We start from the raw sequence: 16,101 nt of genomic DNA, 5'->3' as shown, positions 1-16,101 counted from the left end.
AGAAAATAAAAGTACAAATACAAGGGGCGATGAATAATCACCGCCCTGCTTTCAAATAGTTATCGCGTCACTGTAGGCTAAAAAGCTTAAGGCCGTGTTAAGACGGGATTTAAATCAGCCTGGCTGGCTGTTAAATCCGAGCTTTTTCAGGACGTCTGCCGTCGCTGCATCATCGCAAATAACACGTAACGACGACCACTCGCGGCGTTCTTCATAGAACTTGCGCAGCTTATCGAATTCGCCCGGTTTCCCGGCGACACGGCGCAAAGGCCGGTCATCGCGGCGCACATCATACACTAAGTGGATAAGCCGCAGCAGTTTGGCTTCGCTGAGTGCGCCACGTAAGGTCACCTCGGCAAATTCAGGCGCAGGCAGCAGGGATTCCAGCGGCACGGTTTGCGGTTGTCCGATGAACTGGCTGAACGCTTCGAAAACCTGCGTGGTGCCACGTGCTTTCCCTTCCAGACTGTAACCGGCGATATGCGCGGTTCCGATGGCGACTTTATCGAGCAATGCGAGCGACAAATCCGGTTCAGGCTCCCAGACATCCAGCACAGCGGTCAGTTTTTTGCTGCCGTTCAGCGCATCCAGCAGGGCGGCGTTGTCGACAACTTCACCGCGGCAGGCGTTAATCAAAATGCGGTCAGCCGGCAGACGCGCCAGTAAATCCGCATCGACCAGATGATGCGTGGCATACGGGCCTGACATGTTCAGCGGAGTATGGAACGTCAGAATATCGGCTTCGGCGACCAGTTTTTCCAGCGGCCAGAATTCACCGGCATCGCCACGATCGGCGCGCGGCGGATCGCAGAGCAACGTACGGATACCCAGCGCTTCCAGACGGGCGTTCAGACGCGAACCGACATTTCCGACGCCGATGATCCCGACCGTTTTGTCGCGCAGCTGAAAACCATCGCGCTGCGCAAGAATCAGGAGTGAAGAGAAGACATATTCCACCACTGCAATCGCATTACAGCCCGGTGCCGCCGAGAAACCAATGTCCTGCGCGGCCAGCCATGCGTCATCAACGTGATCAGTACCCGCCGTTGCGGTACCTACAAATTTCACCGGTTTTCCCGCCAGCAAACTTTCGTTCACTTTCGTCACGGACCGCACCATCAACGCGTCGGCATCATTGAGCGCATCTTGTGGAATCGGGCGGCCAGGCACAGCATGCACGTTCCCCAGCCGGCTAAAAAGCTCGACGGCATACGGCATATTTTCATCAACCAGGATTTTCACGTTTGTCTCCGGCAGCAAGGCCTAAGAAAGAATAGAAAATAAAGAAGACACTGATTTTGCCACGATATGAAATGAGATCCCAACCGGGTTTACCTGTCGTTACGAAAACGTTGTGGCGTAGTACCGGAAATGTGCTGGAACATGGCGATAAACGCCGACGCCGAGCTGTATCCCATATCCAGCGCAATCTCGTGTACGGTTTTGCCCTGTTCTAACAACGAGATGGCATGCAGAAAGCGCAACCGCTGACGCCATTCCGCAAATCCCATGCCTAACTCCTGCTGGCAACGGCGAGAAAGCGTCCGTTCGGTGGTATAAACCTGCGTCGCCCATTGCGCCAGCGGCGTATTATCCGCCGGATTTTTCTCCAGCGCATTCAGCACCGGCGCGAGCAATTTATCTTCGGAAGTGGGCAGATAGGTATTCTGACGCGGTGCCAGACTGATTTGATCCAGCAGCACGCGGCACATGCGCAGGTCCGCTTCAGTGACCGGTTCCGACATATTGCGCGAAAAGCAGTCATCTGCAATCGCATTGAAAATGGCCGTCGGCGTCAGCAAACACGGCGTGGAAGGCAGATCTTTATCCAGCGCCGGAGCGATATCAATCGCACAAAATCGCGTCGTTTTGCGGTTATAGCTGGAATGCTCCACACCGGCAGGCACCCAGATCGCAAACTCGCGTGGTGCCAGGTAGCGCTTCCCTCCCACCAGCATCGCCAGAACGCCGGATTTCACGCAGATAATCTGGCTCCACGGATGTGAATGCTGCACATACTCGGAATTCCCTTCAACAATCTCGCCGCGAAACAATAGTGTCACCGGCATTTTTTCCGGCAACGGCGGATAATAGCGGGGAGAGGACGGATGCTGAGATGAAACGCGCGAAGCTGGCATAAAATCCTTTTTGTCTGTGAGCGATATTGCGATTGTCTTAATTGCGTGAACAGTTGTCTGATTATCGTTATATCTAACAAATAAGACAATCGTACACTTGCGTTACGATTTACTCAGGGACAATTTCCAATGAATGTACTTTATCCGCTGCTGGCCGTGCTGATCTGGTCACTGAATGCGGTCGTCAGCAAGGCGGCTTCAAGTGCGATAGATCCGGCTGCCATCTCTTTCTACCGCTGGCTTCTGGCGCTGGTGACGCTGACGCCATTTATCTTGCCCGGCGTTCTGCGTAACCTGCAAGCCGTCAGACAATACTGGTGGAAACTGCTGATCCTCGGCCTGCTCGGAATGGTGCTTTATCAGAGCCTGGCGTATTACGCCGCGCACAGCGTCAGCGCACTGTTTATGGGGATCATTAACTCCCTTATCCCACTGCTGACGGTGCTTATCGGCCTGTTTGTGCTGAGCGTGGTACCGACGGTTGGCGTGGCCGTGGGCAGTATTGTTTCTCTCGGCGGACTCATCTGGCTGGTGAGCGCAGGAGATCCGGCGCAGTTGCTGCAACAGGGTATCGGCACCGGTGAGCTGATGATGTTTGCCGCGTCGGCGTCCTACGCGCTGTACGGCGTGCTGACTAAGCGCTGGGCGATCCCGCTGCCTAACTGGCAATCGTTGTATGTGCAGATCATTTTCGGCGTTTTACTGCTGCTGCCTAACTTCCTGATGGCGAAAGACGTCAGCCTGACCATACACAACATTCCGCTGGTGCTTTTCGCGGGGATCCCGGCGTCAATCATTGCGCCTTTTTTGTGGATCCAGGGCGTCATCCGCCTCGGTGCGAACAAAGCCTCTATTTTCATGAACCTGTCGCCTATTTTCACGGCCATCATCGCTGTGTTATTCCTGCATGAACACTTGCAAAGCTACCACCTGATTGGCGGTGGCGTCACGCTGGTCGGGGTTATCCTCGCGCAGCGTCTGCGCAAGCCATTGTTTGGCCGCAAACCGGGCGAACTGCAAAAAGAAACGCGTTAAACCTCACTGCCATCCCCGTTCAGGTGGATGGCACCTTCCCCTTTTACGCTTTTGCGTACAGTAAGATGTTTTTACCCGCCGTTTTCAGAAACAATATCCTCATGAATGTTCACCGGGCTGCTATTCACTGTGTCGGTTAAAACACTTTGCAGGTATGATGAGGCGCTTCTGCGCTTTGCGCCGCGCTTACTCATCAAGCGACGTTTAAATTTCCAGCGAAGGACGGTGATATGCAACCTTTGAGCGGCCCGGGCATGCCGGTTGGCGACAACAGAACACAGCCCCAGGGTCAGACCGTTCCGGTTAAACCAGGGGGCGAATTACCGCTCACACCGGCACAGCGCACCACGCTGGAAAAGCTGATTGTGAAACTGATGGCGCTGACTCCCATAAAATCTGCTGAGATCTGGGCCAACCTGCGCCACGATCTTTCGCTGCCTCATGGCGCAGAAATCACCTCATCACAATTTCCTCAGGCGCAGACGTTATTGCAGGGTAAACTGACCCAGGCGCAGGACAGCCACGCGACCCGTCAGCTGATGTTGCAGCTGACCGAGCTGTTGCCGCAGGGAAATAACCGTCAGGCCGTCAGCGATTTTATTCGCCAGAACTTTGGTCATACTGTTCTGAGCCAGCTGACGCATCCACAGCTTCAGCAAGTGCTGGATCTGATCCAGACACGCCAGATGAATATTCCGCAACCCCAGCAGACGCCGGTCACCGATCGCCCGCTGCTGCCTGCTGAACATAACAGCCTGCAACAACTGGTCACACGCCTCAGCGCGGCGACCGGTGAAGCGCCGGTGAAAGTCTGGCAGGAACTGTTCAATCTGGTGGGCGTAAAAGTCGGCGATTCGATCCCGGCGAAGGATTTTCAGCTGTTAAGTCAATTCATGCAGGTGAAAGCGTCACTCAGCCAGCAAACCACTGCGCCGACGCTGACCACGCTGCTGAGCGTACTGAAACAACCGGCCAGCACGCACGAAATACGTCAGCTCACCGAGTATGTCGAAAACCGTTTCAGCGCGACGTTATCCACGCCGCTGACGCCGGTTCAGGTCAGCGACCTGATTGGCGTATTGTTCAGCCAGCGCGTTGACCGCTCCTCGCGTGCGGAAGACACCGATGACAGCTTTACCACCGTGTCGCGCACCGATCCGCAGCCGATCATGAATCCTTTCGTGGCCATGTTGCCGCCTTCCATGCAGGCGCTCGGCGGCAAGCCGTTAGTGTTTATCGCTTTTGTGGTCGTCGTACTGTTGCTGTGGGCGGTCATTTAAGCCGCTGCTCACGCACAGCCACAATCTTCAGGGGCGGAGTCCGCCGGATAAACTCCGCGCGCTTCGCCTTTCGCGACCGGATGCCGGTCACGAGTCCAGAAATCCAGCCCGCCGATCATTTCTTTCACGCGGAATCCCAGCTTCGCCAGTTTGTACGCACCCTGCGTGGAACCGTTACAGCCAATCCCGTCGCAATACGTCACATACACGACGTCTTTATTCAGGCCGAGGGTGCTTTCTGCCGTCATATTTTTATGCGGAAAACTGACCGCACCGGGCACATGACCGCGCGCATAATGTTCAGCAGAACGGGTATCAATAACCACAATGCCGGTCACGCCATTTTGTAAATCGGCTGCCACATCCGCGGCATCGGTATAAAAGCTCAGCTTTGACAGCAAATAGGCTGCGCTGACTTCGGGAGAAGGCGGTTCGTAAGCCAGAACATAAGACGTCTGCGACATAAATTTTCCTCTGCAATTTACTGTGTTGAAAACAGATTCATCATCTCTGTTTTTGGCCTTATGATTAATACCAATTATCGCCTATCAATAAGACCTATTATGGCTAACCTGCCCCAACCGTCAGCACTGATTACTCTTTTTGAAAACGCGGACGAAATGTCTGGCCTGCGCGACCGGCTTTGCTCAGTTCTGCGGCAGGCCATTAATACTGGTGCGCTGGCCGTCGGGCAGCGGCTTCCTTCTTCACGAATGCTGGCTGCCGATTTAAAACTCTCACGCATTACCGTAGAAGCGGCGTATGCGCAGATAGAGGCCGAAGGGTATTTGCAGCGCCAGACCGGAAAAGGCACATTTGTCAGTCAGTCGCTACCACGCCCTACTGCACCGCGTGCTAACGGCAGCGCACCGGCGAAACTTTCCACGCTTTCAGCACGTGGCCGGAATATTGTTGCAACCGGCGGCTGTAACGACCCGCAATTTCCCAGGGCTTTTGCAGCAGGCTCCCCGGATTTACGCGCATTTCCCCTGAAAATATGGAAGCAAATCACCTGTAAACAGCTGCGTACGCACGGCGAACGTTTGCTGGGATACGGCGATCCACAAGGATATTTGCCCCTTCGTCAGACGATTGCCGGTTATCTGCAACAGTCACGCGGCGTGCTGTGTTCCGCCGGACAAATCATGATCACCACAAGTTCCCAGCAGGCGCTGCAACTGCTGTCGATGTTGCTGATTGATCCCAACGATACGGTCTGGCTTGAAGAGCCGGGTTACCCGGGAGCCCGTAATGCGTTTACCAGTGCGGGTGCGCGCCTTTGTGCGATTCCGGTAGATGAAAAGGGCATTAATCATGCTGGTGATTCTCCTTCGCCGCGCCTGATCTATCTCACGCCTTCCCACCATTATCCGACCGGCGTAAGCCTGAGTTTGCCCCGCCGTCTGCATTTGCTGGATTACGCCAGACGTCACGAAAGCTGGATCATCGAGGACGATTACGACAGCGAACTGCATTACGACGGACGCCCGCTTCCGGCCATGCAGGGACTGGATAAACATCAGCAGGTTATTTATCTGGGCACCTTCTCGAAGGTTTTATTCCCGTCGCTGCGTCTGGCTTATATCGTGCTGCCTCCGTCACTTGTCGCACCGATGGTGACGCTGCGCACCGTCAGTGACGGGCATTCTTCACAGCTGATGCAGGCGGTAACCGCTGAATTTATGCAAAGCGGCCATTTCGCCTCGCACCTGCGTCTTTCCCGTCAGCTTTATCACAGCCGCCGCGATCATCTGCTGGAGCAGATCCGGCAAAAAATTGACTGGCTGACCCCGCAGGTTGCAGCCGGAGGCTTGCAGCTCGCAGCGCATTTACCTGCCGGACAAGAGCAGCGGCTCAGCGCTCTGGCCGCAAAAGCGGGTGTTGAAACACCGCGACTTTCACCGCTGTTTCTCAATCAGAGCGAACCGCATGCGCTGCATCGTGATGGCTGGCTTCTGGGCTTTTCAGCCCTTACGCCCGCCGAAATCACCTTCGCCGTTAACCGGCTGGCCGCTCTCGATACCTGCGCGATCAGCTGACTAACGGAAGCAGGAACCAGCCGGCAAGACCGCTGAACAGCAGAAACGGGAATGAGTAAGCATGAAATTTCAGCCAGATTTTGTTGTCATTCGCCATGCGCAACGCAATCAGGTTAGCCAGCGATCCCATCGCCAGACCAAAGCCACCGGCGTTCACAGCGTAGGCGAGTAACGGGCCGGAAGGCAGATAGTTGATCATCAGGATTGTCGCCGGGACGTTGCTGATCACCTGAGACAACCCCATGCTCAGCAAATAATGTCCGTAATCCGGCAGCCCGTGAATGCGCGCGAAAACCGGCTGTAAAACGTCTAACCCGACAATCAGGCGTACATCGATAAACATCACGATAAACACCAGAATCAGCGGCCAGTCGATCCGCAGCAGGACTTTTCGCGCCAGCAGCAGAAAACACAAAATCACCGCGAGCAATCCGTACAGCGCCAGCCCCAGATCCACGCAGGCAATGAACACGACATATAGCACGCAGCAGCTGGCTAAAAGGCGTTTCTGAAACGGATAGCCCTGATTGTTAGCCGTTTTTTTAAGGCTGCGCGACGGGAAACAAAAGCCGGTGACAATCAGCAATGCAACCAGCGTTACCAGCGCCAGCGGAGCCATCTGCCCGATAAAATGCAGGAATGACTGGCCGGATTTATTCCATAAAAGGATATTTTGCGGATTGCCAATCGGTGTCAGCAATGAGCCCGCGTTCACCGCCAGCGCTTCGAAAATGATGAGCCGCGTAACCGGCAGCGACGTCAGTTTTTTCAACGTAATCGTCAGCGGGATCACGATAAACAGCGCGACGTCATTGGTCATAAAGGTAGAAAGCACGGCAGCCGCTGTGACCAGGAACAACGCCAGCCTGCGTTCGTTGTCGATGGCGTTAATCATCTTGCGGCCAACAAAGTCAAAGTAGCCGCTGACTTCAACGCCTTTAGTCAGCATCAGAAGGCCGAGCAAGGTGATGATGGTGTCCCAGTCGACGAACTGCGGAAACTGCATAATTTTCTCAGTCTGGAACAGCGTGAGGACGACGCCCAGCAACACCAGAAGATGCAAGAATCTGTCGCGTAGAAAGGGTTTAAAAACTGTGCTGAAAGCCGTTGTAAGCATGGTTTTTCTTAATTAAAAAAGCCGGTTATCCGATGCGCTGACGTTACCCGAAGAAATTAATTGCTGCCACTCCAAAAGTGATTTCCCCGAGGTATCGCGCAAATAAAAAACCGGCGCTGCAAACATTGCAGCGCCGGAAGGGATTTCAGCTCAAAAAAGCACGAATTCAGCTCAAGGCTGAGGCCGTTTTCAGCGCCTTTTTCTGACGCTGCCAGCGCACAATATCAATCAGCAGGAATATCAGCAGGCTGCCGCCCATGACCGGCAAGGAAATGGCTAATCCCAGAGTGACCAGCGCTATCGGGCATTGCAGGGCAAAAGGCACCCGCTTCCAGGTTTGCAACAAGGTGATGGTCGGGCTACTGCTGCCGACATCGCCCTGACGGCGTAGCCACCACAACCGATATCCCCAGGCAATCATCGCGCATAGCCCGGTACCAAAGACAACCAGAATAACCTGATTCCAGACGCCAAACAGGATGCCCATGTGAGCATCAACGCCCCAGCGCGTAAGTTTCGCCAGCAGCGGGAAGTCCGCAAAACGCACGTGATCGGTAATCTGTAATGAAGCCGGATCCACGGAAACCGCATCAACCTGTGTCGGCCAACTGCGGTCAACTTCCGTCACCGTCCACGCTTTACCGGCGGTATAAGCCGGGCGGATTTCTATCCGGTTTGCCTCAATACCTGACGCCCTTGCCGCCTGAACAACGCCATCGAAAGTGAGCGCGGAAACCGCCACGGAGCCCGGTGCTGCGGGCATCGCATCACCCGACATGTCCATACCAGGCATATCGGGCATGTCAGACATATGCGCATGATGTTCTGCATGTTCGTCTGCCGGGGCAGCCACTAACTCAGGAGATAAACTGGTTTTGACCGCCGGTGTCATCCAGCCCATATAGGCACGCAAGACACCGATATTGTCCCCTGCCCACTGCGACCACGTCAGGCCTGTCGCAGAAAAGAACAACAGCCCGGCCAGCAGAATCACGCCCAGCATGCTGTGCCAGTGGCGGCTGCGCTGCTGCTTTTCAACTTTTCCGCTCAGCTTGCGTGGAGCACGATTTTTCCTGCGTCCGGTGAACCAGAGAACGACGCCGCCCAGCGCGGCTACCCATAACCACGAGGCGGCCAGTTCACTGTACACGCGGCCAACATCGCCCAGTAACAGGCCGCGATGTAAATCATCCAGCCAGGTGCGGAACGGCAAAATCCCGCTGGTTCCGTAAACCGTCATATCGCCTTTCACCGCAAGTGTCACCGGGTCGATAAATATTGCCCGGCTTTTGGACGCGCCCAGCTGCGGATCCGAGAACATCACCCGCGTGGTATCTCCGCGTGCCGGCGCGGGTCTGACGGCATAAATCTTTTGATCCGCCCCAGCCACTTTTGTCGCCGCCTCTGTCTGGCGTGAAAGCGGTTGTGATGCACCCTGTGAGTCGGTGAATAACGCATCCGCGTACAAATAATTTTCGAACTGCGGCGTCAGCACATACAGCGTCCCGGTCAGCGCAGCGACGAAAATAAACGGCCCGACAAACAGACCAATATAAAAATGCAGGCGCCGCAGCAGGGCCAGAAACGCGGTTTGCGCAGACAGTTTTTCCCCCGCGTTTGTACGCAGGTTTGCAGGCAGGTTCATAAATCTGATTTCCTGAATTTCAAATAGCACATCGCTAACGGCGAAAAATCGTCGTTAACCTCAAGAGGAATGGCTTAAAAATGGAAGATCAGAGAACAGGCGGCGCGCGGGGTTGTGAATCAGTGAAGAACAGCGAAGGGACAAGACGTTGTTTCAGAGAACGCGGAGGCGCACGGCTGGAAAGTTCCAGCGACCAGAGCATCGGCATGGCCTGTAAATCAAGCAGCGGTAAATGCGCCAGCAGCACACAATAACCGCAGGCAGCATTACTCATGTCGCCGGAAAGCAGCCCTTTCACGGCACCATGTTGCATCTGTTTACAGGCTTGCGGCTGACAATGTTCATCGGATGTTTCAGTGTCTGACATGTCCATGTCAGCCATATCCCCGTCCGGCATATCCATATCGGACATCACCATTCCGGGCATCATCATGTGCTGCGCACTCTCAGCCACCAGTGATTTAGAAACCACCGGTGCGATAAACAACATCAAAATCGCCACTATACCCAGCCAGGCCGGGAAGTGCCGATGTCGGTGATGAAGGCGTTGGAGTGAGAGCATTATGTCAACAAGGTGAAAATAATAAGCGGCGAAATTGTACCTGAAATGTTGAGATATAACAGAAGGGATAAACAACGGACGTAAAAAAGCCCGCATTAAGCGGGCTTCAATTTATGGCTTAACGACAGGAATTATTTGTCGTTTTTCAGCTTACGCATCACCAGAGTGGCGTTGGTGCCACCGAAGCCGAAGCTGTTGGACATCACAGTCGTCAGCTCGCGCTGAGTCGGTTTAGTGATGATGTCCATGCCTTCTGCCTGCTCATCGAGGTTTTCGATGTTGATGCTTGGCGCGATGAAACCGTGTTCAGCCATCAGCAAGGTGTAGATAGCTTCCTGCACGCCCGCGGCACCCAAAGAGTGGCCGGTCATGGCTTTGGTGGAAGACAGTGCCGGGGTTTTGGAACCGAACACTTCACGGATTGCACCCAGTTCTTTCACGTCGCCGACAGGGGTAGAAGTCCCGTGAACGTTAACGTAATCGATTGGGGTATCCACGCCGTTCATTGCCATTTTCATGCAACGCACTGCGCCTTCGCCAGATGGAGCTACCATGTCTGCGCCGTCAGACGTTGCGCCATAGCCAACGATTTCTGCGTAGATATGTGCGCCACGTGCCAGAGCGTGTTCCAACTCTTCAACTACGACCATACCGCCGCCGCCTGCAATGACGAAACCGTCACGCGCTTTGTCGTAGGTACGGGAAGCTTTTTCAGGGGTTTCGTTGTAGCTGGTGGACAATGCGCCCATCGCGTCGAATTCACACGCCATTTCCCAGCACAGTTCTTCACCGCCACCGGCAAAGACAACGTCCTGTTTGCCGAGCTGAATCATTTCTACCGCGTTACCGATGCAGTGAGCAGAGGTTGCGCAAGCAGAGCTGATGGAATAGTTAACGCCACGAATTTTGAACGGGGTTGCGAGGCAGGCAGAAACGCCGGAAGCCATCGCTTTGGTCACCATGTAAGGGCCAACGCCGCGCAGGCCTTTGGCACGCATGCCGTCGGAACCCGCCACCTGGTTACGTGGAGAACCGCCCCCGGAACCTGCAATCAGGCCGGTACGTTCATTAGAAACCATTTCAGGGGTCAGACCGGAGTCTTCAATCGCCTGTTGCATGGAAAGGTAAGCGTAGATCGAGGCATCACTCATGAAACGCACAATCTTACGATCGATAAGGCCTGCGGTGTCTAATTTGACATCACCCCAGACGTGACTACGCATCCCGGCATCTTTCAGCTCTTGCGAGAAGGTGATCCCAGAGCGACCTTCCTGCAGAGATGCAAGAACTTCCTGCTTGTTGTTACCGATGCTCGAGATGATACCCAGGCCAGTAATCACTGCACGTTTCATTTAAATACCTCTTGTACTATTCACCATTTGGGATTTCGTCACGCACTCTAGCGTACAGTTGTACGCCGAACAAGTCCGATCAGCAATTCCTTGTGTAAATCGCGGTAAATTTGCGCGAGGTCAAACGCAGCGTTAAACTCCGGCATCGCCTTGAACTGAGAGAGTTTCACGTGAGCCATAACCCGATCACGCCGGCTGAATTAAGCTGGAACGAACAGGGTACACCTGTTTCCCGACATTTTGATGACGTCTATTTTTCCAATCAGGACGGCTTGTTGGAAACACGTCATGTCTTTCTGAATGGCAACCATTTTCCGGCGCGTTTTTCCGCCCACACTCGCCCGCTTTGCATCATTGCCGAAACCGGTTTTGGCACCGGGCTGAACTTCCTGACGCTGTGGCAGGCGTTCGATGCTTTCCGTGCTGAAAGCCCCGACGCCACGCTGCAGCGCCTGCATTTTATCAGCTACGAAAAATTCCCATTATCCGCCAGCGATCTGGCCGCTGCCCATGCGCAATGGCCTGAACTGGCTGCGTATTCCGCCGAGCTTTGCGAACAATGGCCGATGCCGTTCGCCGGTTGTCACCGCCTTTTGCTCGCAGGCGGACGCATCACGCTCGACCTGTGGTTTGGCGATGTGACTACCCTGCTGCCCGCATGTGACACCAGTATGAATCAGCAGGTCGATGCCTGGTTCCTGGACGGATTTGCGCCATCAAAGAATCCGGACATGTGGACGGAAGCCCTCTTCCGTTCCATGGCGAAAATGACCCGCCCGCAGGGAACGTTCGCCACTTTCACCGTCGCCGGATTTGTGCGTCGCGGCTTGCAGGACGCGGGTTTTGACATCGCAAAAGTCCCCGGATTCGGTGAAAAGCGGCATATGTTATCCGGCGTTCTGCCCGCGGGAATTGATATTCCTCATCCTGCGCCGTGGTATTTCCGCCCGCCCGCTAAAAATGCCACTGAATTTGCGATTGTTGGCGGCGGCGTCGCCAGTGCCGTACTTTCGCTGGCGCTGTTGCGCCGTGGCTATGCCGTAACGCTGTACTGCGCCGATGAAAAACCGGCGCTGGGCGCATCCGGTAACCGTCAGGGCGCGGTTTATCCGCTGCTCAATGGCCGGGGCGACACGCTGGAACAGTTCTTTGCACATGCCTTTACGTTCGCCCGCCGCCAGTATTTCCAGCTGGAAAAAATGGGCGTGCCTTTTGATCACGGCTGGAGTGGTGTTACCCAACTGGGATATGACGAAAAAAGTCAGGCCAAAATTGACGGAGTTCTGGGCGGTAACTGGCCGGAAGGGCTGGCGAAAGGGCTTAGCGAAGCCGGGGTTGAAGCATTATGCGGATTGCCTTGCGGCAGCGGCGGTATCACGTATCCACTGGGTGCCTGGTTGTGCCCGGCGGAGCTGACCGCCTCGCTGCTTGCACTGGCGCAAAGGCAGGGATTAGCGGTGCATTATCGCCAGCGGGCCACAGCGTTAAGCCGCGATGTAAACGAAAACTGGACGCTGAAGTTTGCCGACGGGCATGAAACCCGCCATCAGGCCGTGGTGCTGGCAAACGGTGCGGATATCACTGATTTTGCCCAGAGTGAAACGCTTCCAGTTTATGCGGTCAGTGGTCAGGTTTCGCATATTCCCACCACGCCTGAACTGAGCAAACTTAAACAAGTGTTGTGCTACGACGGCTATCTGACACCGGTGAATCCGCTCAACCAGCATCACTGCATCGGTGCCAGCTATCACCGCGCCGATAAATGTACGGATTTCCGCGAAGACGATCAGCAGGAAAACCGTCAGCGTTTGCTGAACTGTCTGCCGGAGCAGCAGTGGCCGAATGACGTGGATGTCAGTGACGCACAGGCGCGAAACGGCGTGCGTTGCGCCACACGCGACCACCTGCCGATGATCGGGTCGGTTTCTGATTACGATGCACTTTTGGAAAGTTATCAGAAGCTGGATCTCGACGTTCAGCGCCATCGTCCGATTGCCAATGCGCCGGTGCATGAGAATTTGTTCCTGTTTGGCGCACTCGGTTCACGTGGCCTCAGTTCCGCGCCGCTCGGTGCTGAAGTGCTGGCCGCGCAGATTGCCGGTGAGCCATTGCCGCTGGACAGTGAAACGCTGGCCGCGCTGAATCCGAACCGGATGTGGGTAAGAAAATTACTTAAAGGCCGCCCGGTCGAATCCCGCTGATTGCACTTTTTCGGGCAATAAAAAAGCGCAGACGGTTCACCGTACTGCGCTTTTTTTCAAAACCGGACATCCCTAAATAGAAGCCTGATACAAAGTCTCCCACATCCCCTGAACCAGAGCCTGATCGCGCGGTGATAATTCACCGGCTTTGATGGCTTTATCCAGGCCATCCTGAACACGAATTTTCAACGCTTCGGCGGTATGTTCGCCATTCTCTTCTGCCTCAGCAACCGCGACGGTCAGATGGCCTCGCAGATAGCCACTGGCAAATAATTCATCGTCGCTGGCGCTTTCGACCATGTCGTCGATCAGCGTTAAAATCCGCGTTTCAAATTCTGCGATCATTACTCTTCCTCGTATCCGGACTCTGTTTTTTTATTCAATCGGCTGCAACGCAGGGAAATCTGCAGGCGTTAAAGGGGCGGTATTGTAAAACGATTGTAACGCTTTAATAAAGCGCGCCGGTCTTTCAGGGATGCCCTGATCCAGCATGCGGAGCACTTCCTCACGCACTTTGTTCTGGAAGCCCACGCGGTCTGGCTCGCAATCGCCGCTCAGATTGTCACAGCTCACGTTGAAATTAAAGCCGGCAGCGGCGCAAAACAGCCATTCATAAGACTGAGGTTTGATTTCGACTTTTTCGAATTCGCTTTGGGTTTGCGCATCGCGGCCATCCGGGCAATACCAGTAACCGAAATCCACCAGCTTGCGGCGTTCCGCGCCTGCGACGCACCAGTGGGAAATCTCGTGCATCCCGCTGGCGTAATAGCCGTGTGCAAACACAATGCGGTTAAACGGTTCCTGGTCATCGGCGGGCAGGTAGATCGGTTCGTCGTCACCTTTCACCAGGCGCACGTTGAATTCCTCAAAGAAACAGGAATCAAAAATGTCCATCAAATGATGATAGTTATGTGTTGCGGTCGAATCAGACATATTTGCAGTAAAACTCTGTAAGTAAGATCAGGGGCGACAATATACCCTTGATTGAATGACCTATTTCATGACTTCGGGCAAGCATTCTGCAGCTTCAAATATGGAGGGCAAGCCACTGGTGGATTTCAGCACCGTGGTTGTCATAAATAAGTTTACAGCTCATCACCACGGAAACCACCACCACCATCGGGCGGATCATCTTCTGGCCTTTGCTGAGTACCATCCGCGCGCCGAGACGTGCGCCGATAAACTGCCCCGCCATCATCACAAATCCTAATCCCCAGACCACTTTGCCGCCCAGAATAAAAAACAACAATCCACCAAAGTTTGAGGTGAAGTTCAGGACTTTGGCATGCGCCGTGGCTTTCGCGAGGTTAAAACCGCATAACGTCACAAAGCCTAATGCGTAAAAAGAACCGGCACCGGGGCCGAAAAAGCCATCATAAAACCCGACACAGCCTCCACCGACCAGCGCATAAGGCAGCGCAGAAAGACGTCGCTGGCGATCGCTTTCGCCCAGTTTCGGGGTCAGCAGGAAATACAGCCCGATGCAGATGATCAGCAACGGCAGGATCTGACGCAGCATATCGGCCTGTAAGCGCTGGATCAGGATCGCTCCCAGCACAGAACCCACGAACGTGCAGGCAATGTTGAGCTTCTGATCGTTAAGATCCACCACTTTCCGGCGCACGAAATACAGGCTGGCGGAGAAAGAACCGCCAACAGCCGAAAGCTTGTTGGTTGCAATCGCCTGAGCCGGAGAAACCCCGGCTGCCAGCAGCGCAGGCAGGCTGATAAGGCCGCCACCGCCTGCGATTGAGTCAATAAATCCCGCCACTAACGCTACTAAAAACAGAACACATACTACCCAGGGGGCAACAATCAACCAGTCCATTTTTCTATCAGTCCCGCTTTACGTGGCGAAGAGTTATTGAAACGTTGTTAGAGAACGTGTTTATCCAGCAGCGCCTGACAAGTTGGCGGCAACGGAGGGGGCTCAGATTTCACCGGTTTACCCGTCGAAGGTTTCGGTGGCAGGAACCAGCTTTTCAGCTCGGCACCACATCCGTCACCCGGAGGCGGCGGAGCCTGATTTTCACATTCGGTACTGCCTGCCGGGCAACGCAGACGCACATGCATATGCGCACGATGACCAAACCACGGACGCACTTTGTGCAGCCATTCACGGTCTGCGCCCGCATCCTGACAAAGCTGTTGTTTGATCGCCGCATTCACAAAAATGCGCACCACGTCTTTATCCTGCGCCGCCATTTTGATCAGCGTTTCAATACGCGGTTGCCACTGGCTCGGCACGATAGATTTACCGTTAGCACTGACCAGATCAATAGGCTGTGGTTTCAGCAACATCTGCTCGCTCCAGCGCTGACGCGGCAGTTGAAGCCAGATATCCACATCCAGCCCGGACTGATGGCTGGCATGGCCGCTGCTGAAACGCCCACCCGCAGGCATCGCCATATCGCCGACCAGCATGGTTCCCAGCCCTTTTTGCTGCGCCTGAGTACCGAGTCGCGTAATGAACGCCAGTAAATCCGGCTGGCCGAAATAACGACGCTGATCGGTACGCATCACCTGATAATCCGGTGAATTCAGCGGCAAAGGCTGTGCGCCAATCTGACATCCGTTGGCGTAACTTCCCACCGCCTGCGGCGCGCCGGAAATCGGTTGAGTAATTTTCTGCCAGGGCGTTGCCGCCACAGCCGGTGCGCAGAGCGCGAGCGCCAGAAGACTGGCACAGGCGGTTTTAAACGCTGGAACGTTGCGTAAGAATTTCATCGAAG

The 16,101-nt window shown here is 54.7% G+C and carries 15 protein-coding genes; 4 read left to right on the top strand and 11 right to left on the bottom strand.

What is annotated here, in order from left to right; all coding sequences use genetic code 11:
* Nucleotides 1-114: 114 nt before the first annotated feature.
* Together pdxB and ACLBVC_RS06560 are read right to left on the bottom strand one after the other, a co-directional pair.
* Nucleotides 115-1,242: a 4-phosphoerythronate dehydrogenase PdxB gene (gene pdxB, locus ACLBVC_RS06565; protein ID WP_410148973.1), complete on the bottom strand. Its 1,128-nt coding sequence runs from the start codon at nt 1,240-1,242 to the stop codon at nt 115-117.
* 89 nt (nt 1,243-1,331) lie between these two features.
* A complete protein-coding gene (locus tag ACLBVC_RS06560) occupies nt 1,332-2,138 on the bottom strand; it encodes an AraC family transcriptional regulator (RefSeq protein ID WP_410148972.1) in 807 nt (268 codons plus the stop codon).
* 129 nt (nt 2,139-2,267) lie between these two features.
* On the opposite strand from ACLBVC_RS06560, the gene ACLBVC_RS06555 reads away from it, so the two are divergent.
* Together ACLBVC_RS06555 and flk are read left to right on the top strand one after the other, a co-directional pair.
* A complete protein-coding gene (locus ACLBVC_RS06555) occupies nt 2,268-3,173 on the top strand; it encodes a DMT family transporter (protein ID WP_410148971.1) in 906 nt (301 codons plus the stop codon).
* Between the two features lie 230 nt (nt 3,174-3,403).
* On the top strand, nt 3,404-4,453 hold the full coding sequence (gene flk, locus ACLBVC_RS06550; RefSeq protein WP_410148970.1) for a flagella biosynthesis regulator Flk: 1,050 nt from the start codon (nt 3,404-3,406) through the stop codon (nt 4,451-4,453).
* Between the two features lie 8 nt (nt 4,454-4,461).
* Here the strand turns inward: flk and ACLBVC_RS06545 are convergent, their stop codons facing one another.
* Complete coding sequence (locus ACLBVC_RS06545; RefSeq protein ID WP_410148969.1) at nt 4,462-4,917, bottom strand: rhodanese-like domain-containing protein; 456 nt, start codon at nt 4,915-4,917, stop codon at nt 4,462-4,464.
* 99 nt (nt 4,918-5,016) lie between these two features.
* On the opposite strand from ACLBVC_RS06545, the gene pdxR reads away from it, so the two are divergent.
* Nucleotides 5,017-6,492 (top strand): MocR-like pyridoxine biosynthesis transcription factor PdxR, encoded by a 1,476-nt coding sequence (pdxR, locus tag ACLBVC_RS06540; RefSeq protein ID WP_410148968.1) that lies wholly within the window; start codon nt 5,017-5,019, stop codon nt 6,490-6,492.
* Here the strand turns inward: pdxR and ACLBVC_RS06535 are convergent.
* The 4 genes from ACLBVC_RS06535 to fabB form a co-directional block, all read right to left on the bottom strand.
* Nucleotides 6,485-7,609, bottom strand: coding sequence for an SLC13 family permease (locus ACLBVC_RS06535; protein WP_410148967.1), 1,125 nt, complete (start codon nt 7,607-7,609; stop codon nt 6,485-6,487). The genes pdxR and ACLBVC_RS06535 overlap by 8 nt on opposite strands.
* 166 nt (nt 7,610-7,775) lie before the next feature.
* Nucleotides 7,776-9,254: a PepSY-associated TM helix domain-containing protein gene (locus tag ACLBVC_RS06530; protein ID WP_410148966.1), complete on the bottom strand. Its 1,479-nt coding sequence runs from the start codon at nt 9,252-9,254 to the stop codon at nt 7,776-7,778.
* 88 nt (nt 9,255-9,342) lie between these two features.
* The gene (locus tag ACLBVC_RS06525; RefSeq protein WP_410148965.1) at nt 9,343-9,744 is read right to left on the bottom strand and encodes a DUF2946 domain-containing protein; all 402 of its coding nucleotides are present in this window, start codon (nt 9,742-9,744) and stop codon (nt 9,343-9,345) included.
* Nucleotides 9,745-9,947: 203 nt separating this feature from the next.
* On the bottom strand, nt 9,948-11,168 hold the full coding sequence (fabB, locus tag ACLBVC_RS06520; protein ID WP_101076146.1) for a beta-ketoacyl-ACP synthase I: 1,221 nt from the start codon (nt 11,166-11,168) through the stop codon (nt 9,948-9,950).
* 170 nt (nt 11,169-11,338) lie between these two features.
* Here fabB and mnmC point away from each other — a divergent pair, with 170 nt between their 5' ends.
* Nucleotides 11,339-13,369: a bifunctional tRNA (5-methylaminomethyl-2-thiouridine)(34)-methyltransferase MnmD/FAD-dependent 5-carboxymethylaminomethyl-2-thiouridine(34) oxidoreductase MnmC gene (mnmC, locus tag ACLBVC_RS06515; RefSeq protein WP_410148964.1), complete on the top strand. Its 2,031-nt coding sequence runs from the start codon at nt 11,339-11,341 to the stop codon at nt 13,367-13,369.
* Nucleotides 13,370-13,441: 72 nt separating this feature from the next.
* On the opposite strand, the gene ACLBVC_RS06510 is transcribed toward mnmC, so the two are convergent.
* From ACLBVC_RS06510 to mepA, 4 genes are all read right to left on the bottom strand, one after another.
* Nucleotides 13,442-13,714 carry a YfcL family protein gene (locus ACLBVC_RS06510; RefSeq protein WP_410148963.1) on the bottom strand — a complete coding sequence of 91 codons (273 nt, stop codon included), beginning with the start codon at nt 13,712-13,714 and terminating at the stop codon, nt 13,442-13,444.
* A gap of 30 nt (nt 13,715-13,744) precedes the next feature.
* The gene (locus ACLBVC_RS06505; protein ID WP_410148962.1) at nt 13,745-14,302 is read right to left on the bottom strand and encodes an elongation factor P hydroxylase; all 558 of its coding nucleotides are present in this window, start codon (nt 14,300-14,302) and stop codon (nt 13,745-13,747) included.
* A 94-nt stretch (nt 14,303-14,396) separates the two neighbouring features.
* The gene (locus ACLBVC_RS06500; protein ID WP_410148961.1) at nt 14,397-15,197 is read right to left on the bottom strand and encodes a sulfite exporter TauE/SafE family protein; all 801 of its coding nucleotides are present in this window, start codon (nt 15,195-15,197) and stop codon (nt 14,397-14,399) included.
* Between the two features lie 47 nt (nt 15,198-15,244).
* Entirely contained in the window at nt 15,245-16,096 is an 852-nt protein-coding gene (gene mepA, locus ACLBVC_RS06495; RefSeq protein WP_410148960.1) for a penicillin-insensitive murein endopeptidase, read from the bottom strand.
* Nucleotides 16,097-16,101 lie beyond the last annotated feature (5 nt).

It is taken from the genome of Rahnella selenatireducens (genome assembly GCF_046449555.1).
In the GTDB taxonomy this organism is placed as follows: Bacteria; Pseudomonadota; Gammaproteobacteria; order Enterobacterales; family Enterobacteriaceae; genus Rahnella; species Rahnella selenatireducens.
This window is presented reverse-complemented; position numbering and strand designations above follow the sequence as displayed.

Bases quoted from the DNA above. Each gene is read 5' to 3' on its own strand.
- ACLBVC_RS06560 (WP_410148972.1), bottom strand. From the start codon at position 2,138: ATGCCAGCTTCGCGCGTTTCATCTCAGCATCCGTCCTCTCCCCGCTAT.
- ACLBVC_RS06530 (WP_410148966.1), bottom strand. From the start codon at position 9,254: ATGAACCTGCCTGCAAACCTGCGTACAAACGCGGGGGAAAAACTGTCT.
- ACLBVC_RS06545 (WP_410148969.1), bottom strand. From the start codon at position 4,917: ATGTCGCAGACGTCTTATGTTCTGGCTTACGAACCGCCTTCTCCCGAA.
- ACLBVC_RS06535 (WP_410148967.1), bottom strand. From the start codon at position 7,609: ATGCTTACAACGGCTTTCAGCACAGTTTTTAAACCCTTTCTACGCGAC.
- pdxR (WP_410148968.1), top strand. From the start codon at position 5,017: ATGGCTAACCTGCCCCAACCGTCAGCACTGATTACTCTTTTTGAAAAC.
- ACLBVC_RS06555 (WP_410148971.1), top strand. From the start codon at position 2,268: ATGAATGTACTTTATCCGCTGCTGGCCGTGCTGATCTGGTCACTGAAT.
- ACLBVC_RS06510 (WP_410148963.1), bottom strand. From the start codon at position 13,714: ATGATCGCAGAATTTGAAACGCGGATTTTAACGCTGATCGACGACATG.
- fabB (WP_101076146.1), bottom strand. From the start codon at position 11,168: ATGAAACGTGCAGTGATTACTGGCCTGGGTATCATCTCGAGCATCGGT.
- flk (WP_410148970.1), top strand. From the start codon at position 3,404: ATGCAACCTTTGAGCGGCCCGGGCATGCCGGTTGGCGACAACAGAACA.
- ACLBVC_RS06505 (WP_410148962.1), bottom strand. From the start codon at position 14,302: ATGTCTGATTCGACCGCAACACATAACTATCATCATTTGATGGACATT.
- mepA (WP_410148960.1), bottom strand. From the start codon at position 16,096: ATGAAATTCTTACGCAACGTTCCAGCGTTTAAAACCGCCTGTGCCAGT.
- ACLBVC_RS06500 (WP_410148961.1), bottom strand. From the start codon at position 15,197: ATGGACTGGTTGATTGTTGCCCCCTGGGTAGTATGTGTTCTGTTTTTA.
- ACLBVC_RS06525 (WP_410148965.1), bottom strand. From the start codon at position 9,744: ATGTTGTTTATCGCACCGGTGGTTTCTAAATCACTGGTGGCTGAGAGT.